Origin of the sequence: Streptomyces sp. P3, from assembly GCF_003032475.1 — a bacterium.
Classification (GTDB): domain Bacteria; phylum Actinomycetota; class Actinomycetes; order Streptomycetales; family Streptomycetaceae; genus Streptomyces.
The window spans coordinates 2,286,948-2,300,569 of sequence record NZ_CP028369.1; the positions used below are offsets into that span (position 1 = coordinate 2,286,948).

Annotated in this window: 11 protein-coding genes and 1 pseudogene; 7 read left to right on the plus strand and 5 right to left on the minus strand. The window is 72.4% G+C overall.

Translation table 11 applies throughout. The features are described from left to right. The first annotated feature begins 315 nt into the window (after positions 1 to 315). Complete coding sequence (locus C6376_RS10250; protein WP_107443142.1) at positions 316 to 1,485, plus strand: sensor histidine kinase; 1,170 nt, start codon at positions 316 to 318, stop codon at positions 1,483 to 1,485. Positions 1,486 to 1,682: 197 nt separating this feature from the next. After that, positions 1,683 to 1,910 (plus strand): annotated as a pseudogene (locus C6376_RS10255) (DUF4287 domain-containing protein). Between the two features lie 40 nt (positions 1,911 to 1,950). Here C6376_RS10255 and C6376_RS10260 read toward each other — a convergent pair. Together C6376_RS10260 and C6376_RS10265 are read right to left on the minus strand one after the other, a co-directional pair. Continuing rightward, positions 1,951 to 3,495 carry a DEAD/DEAH box helicase gene (locus C6376_RS10260; protein WP_107443143.1) on the minus strand — a complete coding sequence of 515 codons (1,545 nt, stop codon included), beginning with the start codon at positions 3,493 to 3,495 and terminating at the stop codon, positions 1,951 to 1,953. Positions 3,496 to 3,599: 104 nt separating this feature from the next. After that, positions 3,600 to 3,803 carry a cold-shock protein gene (locus tag C6376_RS10265; protein WP_057577999.1) on the minus strand — a complete coding sequence of 68 codons (204 nt, stop codon included), beginning with the start codon at positions 3,801 to 3,803 and terminating at the stop codon, positions 3,600 to 3,602. A 369-nt stretch (positions 3,804 to 4,172) separates the two neighbouring features. On the opposite strand from C6376_RS10265, the gene C6376_RS10270 reads away from it, so the two are divergent. Both C6376_RS10270 and C6376_RS10275 read left to right on the plus strand, forming a co-directional pair. Beyond that, entirely contained in the window at positions 4,173 to 4,439 is a 267-nt protein-coding gene (locus tag C6376_RS10270) for an SCO0607 family lipoprotein (protein WP_254075895.1), read from the plus strand. A gap of 71 nt (positions 4,440 to 4,510) precedes the next feature. After that, positions 4,511 to 4,873 (plus strand): DUF952 domain-containing protein, encoded by a 363-nt coding sequence (locus tag C6376_RS10275; RefSeq protein ID WP_107448877.1) that lies wholly within the window; start codon positions 4,511 to 4,513, stop codon positions 4,871 to 4,873. A gap of 206 nt (positions 4,874 to 5,079) precedes the next feature. Here the strand turns inward: C6376_RS10275 and C6376_RS10280 are convergent, their stop codons facing one another. Both C6376_RS10280 and C6376_RS10285 read right to left on the minus strand, forming a co-directional pair. Then, on the minus strand, positions 5,080 to 5,535 hold the full coding sequence (locus C6376_RS10280; protein ID WP_107443145.1) for a tellurite resistance TerB family protein: 456 nt from the start codon (positions 5,533 to 5,535) through the stop codon (positions 5,080 to 5,082). Positions 5,536 to 5,695: 160 nt separating this feature from the next. Then, positions 5,696 to 6,712, minus strand: coding sequence for a hypothetical protein (locus C6376_RS10285; RefSeq protein ID WP_107443146.1), 1,017 nt, complete (start codon positions 6,710 to 6,712; stop codon positions 5,696 to 5,698). A 369-nt stretch (positions 6,713 to 7,081) separates the two neighbouring features. On the opposite strand from C6376_RS10285, the gene C6376_RS10290 reads away from it, so the two are divergent. Both C6376_RS10290 and C6376_RS10295 read left to right on the plus strand, forming a co-directional pair. Beyond that, positions 7,082 to 8,659: a carbohydrate-binding protein gene (locus C6376_RS10290; protein WP_107443147.1), complete on the plus strand. Its 1,578-nt coding sequence runs from the start codon at positions 7,082 to 7,084 to the stop codon at positions 8,657 to 8,659. Between the two features lie 309 nt (positions 8,660 to 8,968). After that, complete coding sequence (locus tag C6376_RS10295; RefSeq protein ID WP_107443148.1) at positions 8,969 to 9,841, plus strand: polysaccharide deacetylase family protein; 873 nt, start codon at positions 8,969 to 8,971, stop codon at positions 9,839 to 9,841. 73 nt (positions 9,842 to 9,914) lie between these two features. Here C6376_RS10295 and C6376_RS10300 read toward each other — a convergent pair whose 3' ends face one another. Further along, positions 9,915 to 12,362, minus strand: a complete 2,448-nt coding sequence (locus C6376_RS10300; RefSeq protein WP_107443149.1) for a SpoIIE family protein phosphatase — start codon at positions 12,360 to 12,362, stop codon at positions 9,915 to 9,917. 289 nt (positions 12,363 to 12,651) lie between these two features. Between C6376_RS10300 and C6376_RS10305 the strand changes: the two genes are divergently transcribed. Continuing rightward, complete coding sequence (locus C6376_RS10305) at positions 12,652 to 13,596, plus strand: RNA polymerase sigma-70 factor (protein ID WP_107443150.1); 945 nt, start codon at positions 12,652 to 12,654, stop codon at positions 13,594 to 13,596. Positions 13,597 to 13,622 lie beyond the last annotated feature (26 nt).

Below are 13,622 nucleotides of genomic sequence, written 5' to 3' on the forward strand. Positions count from 1 at the left end.
GGCTCCGGAAATGGGGTAACATTGATCTTGAGCCGGTCACCGGAGAGAAAAAACGGTGAACGACCTCTGCGTTGGTGGTCCAAGGAAAGACGCCCCGCTTCCTGCGGGGAAATGCAGGTGCAAGGCCTGCCCGGCGCTCCATCGGAACGAGCCTCATCCCGTGCTCCACGGGGTGGGGCTCGTTCTCGTTCCCCCGCCGGATACGGCACACGGGATCTCCCGGCGCGCGCGGGCATCCGCGGCCCCGCCCCCGGCCGCGCCGCCTCGACCGTTCGGCCGATACCGCCCGCCGCGTCCGCGCCTACCGTGAACGACATGAGATCAACCTGGCTACGAGGCAGTGCACGGGGCGCGGCCGTCGGCGCGCTGCTGGCAGCCTGCGTCCTGGACCTGGTGATCGCCGACTCGGAGGGCAGTCTCTGGGGTCCCGCGGTCCTCCTCGCCGTCGGCCTGGTCGCGGTGCTGTGGCCCGCCTCGCGCCGCCCCGCACGGCTCACCCCGCAGCTGCGCACCGCCGTGCCCGCTCTGCTGTCCGCCCTGTACACGGCCGCCGCTGTCGTCCAGGGCCACCTGGCCCCCTTCGGGCCGGGCGAGCTCGCGATCCTGCTGTGTCTTCTCTTCGTCGCCGTGCGGCACTGCCCGCCGAACCGGGTCGTCGCGTGTGCCGCGCTGGACGCGCTCGCCTTCCTCGCCACGCCGTGCCGTGAGTTCTGGCCGCCGTGGTCCCAGGAGGGCGAGGGGCTCGCCTACATCGTCGTGGGACTGGTGTTCGTCCTTCTCGTCGGCTCGCTCGCCGTCTACCTGCGCTCGCTCGACTACCGCCGCACCGTCGCCGTCGACGACACCCGCCGCGAGGAACGCCTCGCCATCGCCGCGGACCTGCACGACTTCGTCGCCCACCACGTCACCGGGATCCTCGTGCAGACGCAGGTGGCGCGCATGATGACGCGTGTGGGGCCGGAGCCGGGCGAACAGCTCGACCCCGTCCTCGCCGGCATCGAACGCGCCGCCACCGAGGCGCTCGCCTCCATGCGGCGCACGGTCGGCGTCCTGCGGGACACGCCCGAGGCCGACCGGCGGCCCGTCGGCGACCTGGCCGGCATCACCGGCCTCGTCGAGAACTTCGTGGGCGGACCCGGCCAGCAGGTCGCCCTCCACCGTTCACCCACCGTCTCGGACGACCTCCCGCACGAGGTGCAGGCCGCCGCCTTCCGCGTCGTCCAGGAGGCGCTGACGAACGTGCGGCGGCACGCCGCGGACGCCTCCGCCGTCACCGTCCGCCTGGGGCTCGACGGCGAGCGGCTCGACGTCACCGTGGTCGACGACGGCCACGGTGGCGCCCCCCTGCCCGCCGAGGCCCACGGCGGCGGCTTCGGTCTGGTGGGTCTGCGGGAGCGGGTCACGGCGCTGGGCGGCGACCTGAGCACCGGCCCGCTGCCGTCCGGCCACGGCTGGCAGGTCCGCGCCCTCTTCCCGGCTCGCTGAACCAGCCGGGGCCGGCTTCCCGATCCCCGGCGGTTGCCGGTGAGGTGCTCGGGCCGGCGGATGCGCCTGTCGCTCCCGGCCGGGCGCCGGTCAGGCAGGAGTGACGCAGGTCATGTTCGCTCACCGATCAGTCTTCGCTCCGCCACGAGTCGAAGAGAGGAAGACCCGGTCGACCGAGACGAAGGGACGCGATCGCGATGACCGCATCCGTGCAGGGGCCCGCCGCCTACTTCCCGTCCATCGAGAAGAAGTACGGCCGTCCGGTCGCCGAGTGAAAGACCCTGATCCGTGCCTCGCCGCTGACGCGGCACATGGAACTGGTCTCCTGGCTGAAGACGGAGCACGCCATGGGTCACGGTCACGCCAACGCGCTGGTCGCGCACACCCTGGCGGAGGACGCCGGGCGTGAGTCCGGCGGGGTGTGAGTCCGGCGGGCCCCGGCGTCGGCCGGGCCCGGCCGTGTCCTCAGCGTCCGCCCGTGCCGCTGCCCTTGGCGGGGGAGCGGCGGCGGCCCTGTGCGGGCCGGCGGGGGCGGGAGGCCGAGCCGCCGTGCTCGGAGTTGCCGCGCTGGGAGCCGTTCCGCTCGGAGTTGCCGCGCTGGGCGCCGCCGCGTTCGGAGCCGCCGCCACGGGCCGCGTTCTTGCGGGCGGGCCGGGCTTCCGCGGTGGGCGGCGGGGTGAGCACGACGGGCACGCCGGACGGCGTCTGCGCCCCGGTGATCCGGTTCAGCTCGGTGCCCCCGGAGCGGACCTGGGTGGTCTGCGGGGTGATGCCGGCGTCGGCCATCAAACGGGTCATCTCACGGCGCTGGTGCGGCAGGACGAGGGTGACGACGGTGCCGGACTCGCCGGCGCGGGCGGTGCGGCCGCCGCGGTGCAGGTAGTCCTTGTGGTCGCCGGGCGGGTCGACGTTGACGACGAGGTCGAGGTTGTCGACGTGGATGCCGCGGGCGGCGACGTTGGTCGCCACCAGCACCCGGACGTGCCCGTCCTTGAACTGGGTCAGCGTGCGGGTGCGCTGCGACTGGGACTTGCCGCCGTGCAGGGACGCCGCCCGGACACCGACCGCCAGCAGCTTCTTGGCGAGCCGGTCCGCCGCGTGCTTGGTGTCCAGGAACATGATCGTCCGGCCGTCGCGGGCGGCGATCTCGGTCGTCGTGGCGTGCTTGTCCTCGTCCTCCACGTGCAGCAGGTGGTGATCCATCGTGGTCACCGCACCCGCGGACGGGTCGACGGAGTGGACGACGGGATCGTGCAGGTAGTTGCGCACCAGCCGGTCGACGTTGCGGTCCAGCGTCGCCGAGAACAGCAGGCGCTGGCCGTCGGGACGCACCAGGTCGAGCAGTCGCGTCACCTGCGGCATGAAGCCCATGTCGGCCATCTGGTCGGCCTCGTCGAGGACGGTGACGGCGACCTGGTCCAGCCGGCAGTCGTCCCGGTCGATGAGGTCCTTGAGACGTCCGGGCGTGGCGACGACGACCTCGGCGCCGCCGCGCAGGGCGCTCGCCTGCCGGCCGATGGACAGTCCACCGACGACGGTGGCGATGCGCAGGCGCAGCGCGCGGGCGTAGGGGGTGAGGGCGTCGTTGACCTGCTGGGCCAGTTCCCGGGTGGGGACGAGGACCAGGGCCAGCGGCCGGCGGGGTTCGGCCCGCTGTCCCGCGGTGCGCGCGAGCAGGGCGAGGCCGAAGGCGAGGGTCTTGCCGGAACCGGTGCGGCCACGGCCCAGGACGTCCCGGCCGGCCAGCGAGTTCGGCAGCGTCGCGCCCTGGATCGGGAACGGCGTGGTGACGCCCTCGGCGTCGAGCGCGGCCAGCAGCCGCTCGGGCATGTCGAGTTCGGCGAACGCCTCGACCGGCGGCAGCGCCGGGGTGAGGGTCACCGGCACCGCGAACTCGCCGCCGGACGCGGCGGGTCGGCTCCCGCGTCCGCTCCGCCCGGCTTTGGCCGTACGGGAGGGCGCGCCCTGGCGCCGGTCCGTACGGGAGCGGACCGAGCTGTTGCGGTTCATCCGGTGCCTTTCTCGAAAACTGCCGGACGCCATGAACCGGGGCCCGCACTCAGGAGTGCGGGCCCCGGTCCTGTCGTCCGCTTGAAACAGACTCAGACGACGGTTCAGGCGGGGAGGATGTTCTCCGCCTGCGGGCCCTTCTGGCCCTGCGTCACGTCGAAGGTGACCTTCTGGCCTTCCTGAAGCTCACGGAAGCCGGACGTGGCGATGTTCGAGTAGTGGGCGAAGACGTCCGGGCCGCCACCCTCCTGCTCGATGAAGCCGAAGCCCTTTTCCGAGTTGAACCACTTCACGGTGCCAGATGCCATGCTGTATCTCCTTTGGGGCAATGCCCGGTGCCCGCACCTTGCGGAACCGGTGTCGCAGCATCAGAAAAGCCCCAAAAACAAAAAGAGTGCCCGTCGACGGAAGGTCGAAAGAGCACTCTGAAGCCTCTGGTAACCGAAACTGCCACTTTTCTCACGGTAGCACAGGTCGGGATGAAGAGCCGGAACAGTTTTCCGGGTTCCGGGACGCGTCGTGGTGAGTACCCGTACTCAGGAGGCGAGGGCCCTTCTCGCGGCAGGCTGAGCGCACCACAGCCACACCTTCGGCCGTCAGAGGAGCCCATCGTGAGGAAGAGTGGCTTTCGAGTGCACGTTCGATTTGGTCGCGGACTCGTGCCGGTCGGAGCGGCCGTGGCGGCCGTGGCGGTCACGGCGGCGCTCACCGGCTGTTCCCTGCAGATCGAGGTGGCCGTCTGCGGCCGCGGCCGGTACCCGGTGCTCGCGGTGAACAGCAGTGGCGGCGACTGTGTGCCGGACGGCGAGGAACCGGCCGGGGGCTGGGCCCGCTATCCCGCCGGAAAGGTCCCGGAGAAGGTCGGCGACAAGTGGGACGTGTACGGGGGCACACGCACGCTCGACGGGAAGGGCGCGATCGTGGAACTCCCGGAGGGCGAATAGGCCGGGAGAGGGTCCGCGCGCTTACGGGTGCTGTACGGGTGTCGTGGCGGGTGCCGCTGTATAAACGGATCATGATTTATCACGTAGTGCACCCGGACGAGTGGAACGCCGGAGCCGACCGGCCCTACGCGCCCGACTCTCTCGCCGAGGACGGGTTCGTGCACTGTTCGCCCGACGTGGAGACCACGCTCGCGGTCGTCAACGCGTTCTACCGGACCGGCCGCCGGCCCCTGCTGGCGCTGGTGCTCGACGAGGAACGGCTCGCCGCGAGGTGCGCGTGGGAGGCGGCCGACCCGGCTCCGCCGCCCGGGGTCTCCCCCGGCACCCTGTTCCCGCACGTGTTCGGACCGCTCGACCGGGACGCCGTGGTGCGCGTCCTGGAGGTCCGCTGGGACACGGACGGCCGGGCGACGGGCCTGGCTGACGCCGGCTGACGCCGACTCACCCGAACGCCCGACGCCCGAGCCCTTCCGATACCGGAGCCCTTCCGCTGCCGATGCCCGGCGTTCGGCGTCCGACGGACGCCGGTTGACGTCGTCTCACCCGACGCCCGGCACCCGACGCCCGTCCGGTGCCCGAAGTCCGGTGCCCGAGGTCCGGTCCCGTGCGGCGGGCGTTGCGGGCGTGTGGCCGGTAGGGATCAGAGGTCGAACTCGTGCGGCGGCAGGTCGAGGGTGAAGCACGCCTCCCGTACGACGGCCTGCTCGGTCTTGTCGAAGTCACCGTCGGCGCCGCCGATGACGATGCCGATCTGCACGACCGCTCGGGCCTCGGCCGGCTTCTTCTTCGCCTTGGCGATCTCCTGCAACACGCTGACCTTGCCGAAGGCGAAGTCCGCGACCAGCTTGTCGAGGTTGCCGTCGAAACGCCGCTGCAGGTCGGCTGCGTCGAAGTTCTTCAGCACCTCGTTGGTGGCGATCAGCTGCGCCACGCGGTGCCGCTCGGCCGGGTCCACGGTGCCGTCCGCCGCCGCGACCAGGGCGCACATGGCCATGCTCGCGTCGCGGAAGGCACCGCTCTTGAGGTCGTTCTTCTTCGCCATGAGCTGGGTCTGCATCGTCGACGCGGACTCCTTGAAACGGTCCCAGAGGGCCATGCGAACTCCAGACGATCGGGCCGGACCGCTGTCCGCGCAACAGACGCGACAACGCCCACGGCAACAGCGACAGCACCACGGCGCATCTACACCGACGTGGAAACTCGCGGCCCTCGTGATTGGTTCCGGCTCCGGCGCAGGCCCTCCGCGACGAACGAGGTCAGCCGAGGCAGATCAGGCCCAGCAGGCAGACGTCGGACGGCGAGGTGGCCGCGGTGCCGGAGCCCGTCCCTGAGGACGAGGGCGACGAGGAAGACGTACCCGAAGAGGAGGACGAGGACGACGAGTTCGAGCCCGTGCCCGAGGCGGAGCCCGTGTCCCCGCCCGACCCCGACGTCGAGTCCGCGGCACCCTGGTCGCCGGCCGTGGCCGAGGTGGCGGACTTCTGCCCGGTCGCGCCGGACAAGGCGTCGACCGTCGAGCCGTGACCCCGCTGCTGCCCCGAGGACGCCGGCGTCGAGAGCGCCACCGTGCCGGCGGGCGCCGCGGCGGAGTCCGGGAGGCGGTCCGACGGCGCGTCCTGCTGCCGGGCGTGCCCGTTGGCAGGCGACTGCCGGGGGGAGGTGGCGGACGGCGCGTTCCGATGGCCGTCGGACCGGCTCACCGTGGGGACCGTGTGCTCCAGGGTCGGTTCCTCGCCGCCGGCCGTGGTGGGGGTCTCCGGCGCCGAGGCCGCCTGGGTACGGTCGCCGTTCTGCCGCTCCAGGGCGGCGACCGCCAGCCCGCTGACGAGCGTGACGGCAGTGACGACCACGACCCGCCGCTGGTTCTTCTTCCAGCGGGCCAGTTGCCGCCGCCGTGCCGCCCGGCCCTGCGGCGCCGCGGACACCGCCGCGACGGCCGTCGGGGCCGTCTCGCTCGTGAGGTCGACATCGGCGTCGGCGTCGAGACCGAGGGCGACATCGAGAGCCCGGTCGGCAACGCGTTCCGGAACGCGTTCGGGGAGCGGGCCGGCCAGGGGCGCGGCGGTGACGGGCACGGGGGCGGAAGACGCGGGGGCGTAGGGCGCGGGGGTGAAGTGCGCGGTGGCCGCGTACGGCGACGTCGGCCGTGCGATCCCGGCCCGCACGGTGTGTCCGTGGGTCGGGATCGGGGCGATGTCCGGGGCGTAGGCGCCGCACCCCGGACACACCAGGGCTCCGTTGAGATGCCGACGACACGAGGAGCAGTAGTCCATCTGCGGTCTTCCTATTTGACGTGCCGTCGCTCCGTCGGGGCCGCGACCTGATCACGTTCGCACGGGGGGTCGAACGGCCAGCAACGCTAACGAGTCGCGCGCAGGACTGTGTGCAGCCTGTGTGATGCTCCTGCGCGAATGTGTTGAGGGATGTCGGCACGCGAGGCGTGCACGCCCCGGCCGTGGCCCACCCCGGGCGGCATGGGGCTTTTGCGCCGCCCCCGGCACCCTTGCCGTACATCCATGTGAACAGAAATCAGGTACACGTCTATTGACGTGCTCAGGGCAACGCCCCTAGCTTCCCCGGGGAAAGCGCTTTCCGTACCTCTGGCAGACGACCCGCACCGTCCTGGAGATGGAGAGAACGACATGCTTGTGAGACCCGTCATCGCCTGCGCCGGCCTGGTGGCAGGCGCGCTCGTCGCGTTGTCCGGCACCACGGCGCAGGCCGCCACCACCCGCTACGAGGCCGAGGCCTCCCCGGCGGTCTGCACCGGCACCATCGACTCCGACTGGACCGGGTACTCGGGCAGCGGTTTCTGCAACGGAGCCAACTCGACCGGCGGATACGCCCAGTTCACCGTCAATGCCGCTACGGCCGGCACGGCGACGCTGAGCGTCCGCTTCGCCAACGGCGCCGCGGCCGCCCGCCCGGCCGCGCTGGTCGTCAACGGCACCACCGTGCAGACGCCGTCCTTCGAGGCCACCGGCGCCTGGTCGACGTGGGTCACCAAGACGCTCACCGTGTCGCTCGTCGCCGGCGCCAACACGGTCCGGCTCGATCCCACCACGTCCGCCGGACTGCCCAACGTCGACCATCTCGACGCCGACGTGTCGGGCGCCACGACGCCGCCGGCGGGCTCCGCGCTCTACGTGGCCCCGGGCGGCATCGACGGCGCGGCCGGCACCCAGTCCGCGCCGACCACCCTCACCTCGGCGATCAGCCGGGTCGCCGCCGGCGGAACCATCTACCTGCGCGGCGGCACGTACGCCTACGGGTCGACGGTCACGATCCCGGCCACCAGCAACGGCACCGCGTCCGCCCGCACCACGCTGGCCGCCTACCCGGGGGAGACGCCGGTTCTGAACTTCTCGGCGCAGAGCGAGAGTTCGGCCAACCGCGGGCTTCAGCTGTTCGGCTCGTACTGGCACGTCAAGGGTCTCGTCGTGGAACGCGCCGGGGACAACGGGATCTACGTCGGCGGCAGCGACAACGTCATCGAGCGCACGGTGACCCGCTACAACCGGGACACGGGGCTCCAGCTCGGCCGGATCGCCTCCACCACACCCGCCGCCCAGTGGCCGGCCCGCAACCTGATCCTGAGCGCCGAGTCGCACGACAACGCCGACTCCGACGGCGAGGACGCCGACGGCTTCGCCGCGAAGCTCACCACCGGCACCGGCAACGTCTTCCGGTACGCCGTCTCGCACAACAACATCGACGACGGCTGGGACCTCTACACCAAGACCGACACCGGAGCCATCGGCCCGGTGACCGTCGAGGACTCCCTGTCCTACAACAACGGCACCCTCTCCGACGGGACCGTGAACTCCAACGGCGACCGCAACGGCTACAAGCTCGGCGGCGACGACATCGCCGTGAACCACGTCGTGCGGCGCAGCATCGCCTTCCACAACGGCAAGCACGGGTTCACCTACAACAGCAACCCGGGCTCCATGGCGGTGTCGAACAACCTGAGCGTCGACAACGCCCAGCGCAACTACTCGTGGGACGCCGGGACGGCGGTCTTCCGCGGCAACACCTCGTGCCGGTTCACGGTGAGCGGAGCGAACGACAAGACCGTCGGCGACGCGGACGGCACCAACCAGTTCTGGACGGGCTCCAACGGCAGCCGGTGCGCCTCGTACTCGGGCGCCCTCGGCTGGTCCTTCGCCTCGGACGGCCGCCTGGTCGTGACGCTGGGAGGCAGGCAGGTGACGCTGTAACGGGCACGGCCGGCGCCGTCTCACCGCACGGATCGGGCCGGGCCGAGGGCCCGGCCCGATCCGCCGCTCCGGTGCCCGCAGGCTCACTCACCCGTGACGCGGAACGGTCCGAGCAGTGGCCCCTCCTCAAGCCGCTCGACCGGTTGCGGCTGTGGAACGCGCTGCCCGACAGGCGCCGCACCTGCTTCATCGAGGCCGGTGAGGTAGGTGACATCCGAGGTCACGGCGGAACCCCGGACATCTGTTCCCCGTCAAGAAGGGCGAAGCACGAACAGATGAACGCACGGGACGACATGGGGTGGGCGCGCGGTGGACAGGCGGATCAGGGGGGCGGCGCTGGCCTGCCTTCTGTTGACGGCGGGCCTGGCGACAGGCTGCACGACCGAATCCCGCGCGGACTCCTCGGCCACCCCGGACGCCTCCGCGTCGTCCGGGCGGCCCGGCCGGGGCGAGGCGGGCGCGCGAGCGGGCAAGGAGCCGGACACCAAGGCGGCCATCGCCGCCGCCTACCGCAAGTGGGGGCTCGAACCGCTCGCCGCGCCCCCCGCGCCGCCCGCGACCAAGCCGTCCCGGAAGCCGGCCGAGGGCGGCGGGGTGCCGGTGATCAGCGAGATACCCACCCAGCAGAAGATCGTCTTCCTCACGTTCGACGACGGGGCCGAGAAGGACCCGAAGTTCGTGACGATGATGCGGGAACTGAAGATCCCCTTCACGATGTTCCTGACGGACGCCGCCATCCGCGCCGACTACGGCTACTTCAAGCCGCTCCAGCACCTCGGGGACGGCGTCCAGAACCACACCCTGACCCACCCGAACCTGCGCACCCTTGGCGCGAGCGCCCAGAAGCAGGAGATCTGCGGCCAGCAGACCAAGCTCAAGGCCGAGTACGGCACCACGCCCAGGCTGCTGCGTCCGCCCTACGGCAACTGGAACGAGGACACCCGGGCCGCGGCGGCGTCCTGCGGCCTCGAGGCGATCGTCCTGTGGCGCGAGTCCATGCAGATCACGAACATGCAGTACCAGCGCGGCGACAGGAAACTCCACCCGGGCGACATCATCCTGGCCCACTTCCGCGGACCGTCCGAGCTCAAGGGCACGACGATGACCGAGATGACGGCCAACATGCTGCGCCACATCCAGGAACAGGGCTTCACCGTCGCCCGCCTCGAGGACTACCTGTAGGACCAGGACCAGGACCGGCTCCGGGACCGTCCAGGAGCCGGACCGGTGCGGCCCGGCGGCCCTGCCGGCCGACTCAGGCCGGGTCGGCCGGCAGGGCCTGCTCCGCCCAGATGGTCTTGCCGGCGGGCGTCTGACGGGTGCCCCAGCGCTCCGCGATCTGGGCGACGAGCAGCAGCCCGCGCCCGCCCTCGTCGAAGACCCGGGCCCGCCGCAGGTGCGGGGCGGTGCTGCTGCCGTCGGAGACCTCGCAGATGAGCGACGTGTCGCGGATGAGCCGCAGCACGATGGGGTCGCCGCCGTACCGCACGGCGTTCGTGACGAGTTCGCTGACGATCAGTTCGGTGGCGAACGCCGCCTCCGTCAGCCCCCACGCGGCCAGCTGTTCGCCCGCCAGCTTGCGCGCCCCGGCCACCGCCGCGGGATCCCGTGCCACCTGCCAGGTACGCACCTTCTTGGCGTCCAGCGCGGCGGTGCGCGCCAGCATCAGCACGATGTCGTCGCCGGGACGGTCGCCCAGCACCGTGCGCAGCACGTCGTCGCAGGTCTCCTCCAACGACGCCGACGGTGCGGCCGGGCCGCTCAGCGCCCGGTGCAGCAGGGCGAGACCGGCGTCGATGTCGCGGTCGGCGGCCTCGACCAGGCCGTCGGTGTAGAAGGCGAGCAGGCTGCCCTCCGCGAGCTCCACCTCGACGGACTCGAACGGCAGCCCGCCGAGCCCGAGCGGCGGTCCGGCCGGCGGGTCCAGGAAGCGCACGCCGCCGTCGGGGGTGACCAGGGCGGGCGGCGGATGGCCTGCGCGAGCCAGGGTGCAGCGCCGGGACACCGGGTCGTACACGGCGTACACACAGGTCGCCCCGACCTCCCCCGACGCGTCCTGCGCGCGCCCGCGGGCCTCCGGGCCCTCCTCCCGGTCGAGCCTGAGGACGAGGTCGTCGAGCTGGGTGAGCAGTTCGTCGGGGGCGAGGTCGACGTCGGCGAGGGTCCGTACGGCGGTGCGCAGCCGGCCCATCGTGGCCGAGGCGTGGATGCCGTGGCCCACCACGTCGCCCACGACCAGGGCGACCCGGGCGCCGGACAGCGGGATGACGTCGAACCAGTCGCCGCCCACGTCGGCGCCAGACCCGGCGGGCAGATAGCGGTACGCCACCTCCATCGCCGTCAGCTCCCGCGGCCGCACGGGGAGGAGGCTGCGCTGGAGCGCCAGCGCCGTGCGGCGTTCCCGGGTGTAGCGGCGGGCGTTGTCCACGCTCACCGCCGCCCGGGCGACGATCTCCTCGGCGAGCAGCAGGTCGTCCTCGGTGAAGGCGTCCCCCGTGCGGTGCCGCAGGAAGTGCACCAGACCGAGGGTCACCCCGCGTGCGCGCAACGGGACCAGCATCAGCGAGTGGATCATGTACTTCGAGACGGTCTCGGCGCGGGCCTGGGAGGACCTGATCCATTCCTGTATCCCCGGCTCGCCGGCCGTGTGCCGGGTGCCCCGGCCTGCCGTCAGCGTGCGCGTCGGCGGTGTCATGACGGGATAGCGCACGGCGTCGCCCGGGGCCGCCACCGACTCCGGGCAGCCCTCCAGCACCGACCGCTGCGCCGCGCGGCGCACCACGACGGGCCGGTCCGGCCGCAGCGGCTCCGGTTCGTCGCCCTGCAGGACGGACTCCAGCAGATCCACCGTGACGAAGTCGGCGAACCCTTCGACGGCCACGTCGGCCAGCTCCTCCACCGTGCGGGTCACGTCCAGGGCGCTGCCGATGCGCACGCCCGCGTCGTTGAGGACCGCGAGGCGGCGGCGCGCCCAGTGCTGTTCGGTGGTGTCGAAGACGGCCGCCGAGACCCCGAGCACCCGGCCTGCCTCGTCCTTCAGCGGTGAGATGAACATCGACCAGGCGTGCTCCCGGGTCTCGCCCGGGGCCCTGCCGTGCGCCTCGTGGAACACCGTCTCGCCGGTGCGCAGCACCTGCCGCTGCAGACGGTCGTACTCGTCGAACGGCTTGGTGGGCTCGATCTCCCACAGGGTGCGGCCCCGCATCTCGTCGACGGTCAGGCCCATCACGCGGGACATCGACGCGTTGGCCGACACCATCCGTGCCGCGCGGTCGTAGACCGCCACCGGCACGGGAAGCTGTGCGAGCGTGAGGTCCCACAGGGCCGCCGTGACCGGCTCGGCCCGCCCGGGCTCGCTCGCCGGCCCCGCGCCCGTCACCAGCCAGAGCCGCCCGGAGCCCGCGTCCGCCATCGGCGTTCCCTGCAGCCGCAGCACCACCCGGTCTCCGCCGCGGTGCCGCAGCGCCACCTCACCGGCCGTCCGGCGGCCGGCGGCGACATGACGCCGCGCCGACTCGGGCAGTCGTGCGGCGAGCAGACCGGCGGCCGGCCGGCCCACGACCTCGGCGGCCCCGTACCCCAGTATCCGCTCGGCTCCCGCGCTCCACGCCGTGATCGCCCCACGAGCGTCGACGACGACCGCGAAGTCCTCCGGCACGGGTTCCGGCGCCGTGCCCCGGGATGCGACACCTCTACCGTTCATGGGCCACTCCGCCTCGCTCTCGCCCGGCCGTCGCGGGCCGGGCCGCCGGAACCGCGCCCCGGCATGCCGGCCGCCCGCGCCCGCCGCCCCACCGGGCCGTTCCCGCACCCGGCCCGGGGAACATCCGTCCGGAGCCCGAACCTCCTGACGCGTCCGTCCGCGTCCAGTCTGGCAGCGGCACGACGACTTTGCGGGCGGCTCGGTGGATCTTGGGCGTGCGGGGCCGGGCCGGACGTGCCCGGCATCGAAGCGGCTGTCCCCGTAGGCGGTTCGGCCTAGAATTCCGGTCATGGCCCTGACCATGAGCGACGTGGACCGGTTCGAGGCGGCACGACCCCGTCTGGGAGCGATCGCCTACCGTCTCCTCGGCTCGGCGAGCGAGGCGGAGGACGCCGTGCAGGAGACCTTCCTGCGCTGGCAGGCCGCCGACGTCGAGCGCGTCGAGGTCCCCGAGGCCTGGCTGACGAAGGTGCTCACCAACCTGTGCCTCAACCAGCTCACCTCGGCCCGCGCACGGCGTGAGACCTATGTGGGCCAGTGGCTCCCCGAGCCGCTGCTCGCCGGCGACCCGATGCTCGGCCCGGCCGACACGGCCGAACAGCGCGAGTCGGTGTCGTACGCGGTGCTCGCCCTGCTGGAGCGCCTCTCCCCCAACGAGCGGGCGGTGTACGTGCTGCGGGAGGCGTTCGACTACCCGCACCGGGAGATCGCCGCGATCCTCGACCTCACCGAGTCGGCCAGTCAGCAGATCTTCCACCGCGCCAAGAAGCACGTCGCGGACGGCAGGACCCGCACCGAGATCGACGAGGCCGCCGCCCGGCGGATCATCGACGAGTTCCTGGAGGCCGCGACCAGCGGCCGGACCGAGCCGCTGGTGCGACTGCTGACCGAGGACGTCGTCTCGGTCGGCGACGGCGGCGGAAAGGTCCCGGCCCGCGCCAGGGCCTTCGAGGGCGCCCTCGCCGTCGCGAAGTTCATGCGGGGCCTGTTCAAGCCCGGCAAGGCCAAGCGCGCCCTGGTCGGCGGTTCGCCCGGGATGTACGCCGCGACCGCCAACGGCGGCCCCGCCGTCGTGGCGGTCGTCGACGGACGGGTCATCGGCGTCATGTGCCTGGAGGTCACCGCCGAGGGCATCGCCGCGTTCCGCAACCAGGTCAACCCCGACAAGCTCGAACGCGCGACCGAGCGGTGGGCGGCCGCAGACCACGGCGAACCCCTGGTCGTCCCCTTCTGACTCCCCTCCGCGTCGATGTGAGGTGC

What these genes read in the sequence shown, in the direction of transcription:
- C6376_RS10250 (WP_107443142.1), top strand. Translation starts at nt 316, where the DNA reads ATGAGATCAACCTGGCTACGAGGCAGTGCACGGGGCGCGGCCGTCGGC.
- C6376_RS10260 (WP_107443143.1), bottom strand. Translation starts at nt 3,495, where the DNA reads ATGAACCGCAACAGCTCGGTCCGCTCCCGTACGGACCGGCGCCAGGGC.
- C6376_RS10265 (WP_057577999.1), bottom strand. Translation starts at nt 3,803, where the DNA reads ATGGCATCTGGCACCGTGAAGTGGTTCAACTCGGAAAAGGGCTTCGGC.
- C6376_RS10275 (WP_107448877.1), top strand. Translation starts at nt 4,511, where the DNA reads ATGATTTATCACGTAGTGCACCCGGACGAGTGGAACGCCGGAGCCGAC.
- C6376_RS10280 (WP_107443145.1), bottom strand. Translation starts at nt 5,535, where the DNA reads ATGGCCCTCTGGGACCGTTTCAAGGAGTCCGCGTCGACGATGCAGACC.
- C6376_RS10285 (WP_107443146.1), bottom strand. Translation starts at nt 6,712, where the DNA reads ATGGACTACTGCTCCTCGTGTCGTCGGCATCTCAACGGAGCCCTGGTG.
- C6376_RS10290 (WP_107443147.1), top strand. Translation starts at nt 7,082, where the DNA reads ATGCTTGTGAGACCCGTCATCGCCTGCGCCGGCCTGGTGGCAGGCGCG.
- C6376_RS10300 (WP_107443149.1), bottom strand. Translation starts at nt 12,362, where the DNA reads ATGAACGGTAGAGGTGTCGCATCCCGGGGCACGGCGCCGGAACCCGTG.
- C6376_RS10305 (WP_107443150.1), top strand. Translation starts at nt 12,652, where the DNA reads ATGGCCCTGACCATGAGCGACGTGGACCGGTTCGAGGCGGCACGACCC.